The following is a 1,065-nucleotide window of genomic DNA, read 5'->3' on the forward strand; positions in this document are numbered from 1 at the left end:
ACGGCCCTCACCTCGAAGCCCGTCCGGAGGGCGGCCGCCCGCCCCCACTGGGCGGAGTTGCCGGTCGCGGGCGCTCTCGCCACGGCCGACGGCACGCCGGTGGCGGTGGACGGGGTGGTCGACCTGGTCGTGGACGAGCCCGACGGTTCGCTGTCCGTCATCGACTACAAGACCGATGTGGCGGTCACCACCGGGACAGTCGACGAATACCTGCTGCAGTTGTGCGCGTACGCCGAACTGCTGGGCGCGACCACCGGCCGGACGGTCTCGCGCGTCGAGCTCGTGTTCTGCCGCGGCAACCGGGCCACCGTGATCGGACGGGACCTCAGCTGAGGTTCGTCCACACCACCCGGCCGTTCGCCGCGGCCGCGACCGCGGCGTCGCAGGGTTCGCCGGTGGTCAACGCCTGGTACAGCTCGACCAGCAGGTCGACGACCGAATCCCACACCCGGTGGAGCGGTTCCTCCCCGCCGTACGCCCAGATGGACCCGGCGTCCGGCCCGGTCCGATAGGACACCGCGTACCCGTACCCGCGGCGCTCCGCGATCGGCCACAGGCGACCGGTCCAGGTACCCCCGGACCCCGGGTCCGAACCGAGTCCGCCGAGCGCCATCGCGTGCTCGAACCTCTTCGCCTGGACCTCGAAACCCTCGGCGGCGCCGACCGGTTCGGCGAACGGCAGCAGACCCTCGACCGAATCCAGGCCGGTCCGGCGCAGATGCCACAGCAGGGTCCGGATCCCCACCGAATCATCGACACCGCAGCTGTCGAGGAGGGTCCCGGTCCGGCTGTCGGACGCGCGGGGATCATCCAGCCACGCACCGGGGACGCTCTCCACCCGCAGGAGGACCGCGATCGCGTCGCAGAGCTCCCCGACCTGCTCGTCGAGCACGACCGCGGCCTCGTCGACACGCCCGGACCGCGATCGCCGGGCGACGTGGTCGGAGGGCCCCGGGTCCCCGGTGATCACGGGCGGCGGAGCGGTCGGGCCCCGGCCCTGTTCATCGTCCATCGCTCGTCGGATCCCGTCGAGGGCGCCGTCGAACTCGGCGCCCCACCCCGCCC

Annotated in this window: 2 protein-coding genes; one reads left to right on the forward strand and one right to left on the reverse strand. The window is 73.0% G+C overall.

The window, feature by feature from the left end; genetic code table 11:
* The coding region (locus G6017_RS14280) for a PD-(D/E)XK nuclease family protein (protein ID WP_182617953.1) at positions 1 to 333 on the forward strand (333 nt) is incomplete at its 5' end.
* Here G6017_RS14280 and G6017_RS14285 read toward each other — a convergent pair.
* The coding region (locus tag G6017_RS14285) for a DNA gyrase subunit A (protein ID WP_182617955.1) at positions 326 to 1,065 on the reverse strand (740 nt) is incomplete at its 5' end. The two genes, G6017_RS14280 and G6017_RS14285, sit on opposite strands and share 8 nt — an antisense overlap.

Origin of the sequence: Dietzia sp. B44 (assembly GCF_014145245.1) — a bacterium.
Classification (GTDB): Bacteria; Actinomycetota; Actinomycetes; order Mycobacteriales; family Mycobacteriaceae; genus Dietzia; species Dietzia natronolimnaea.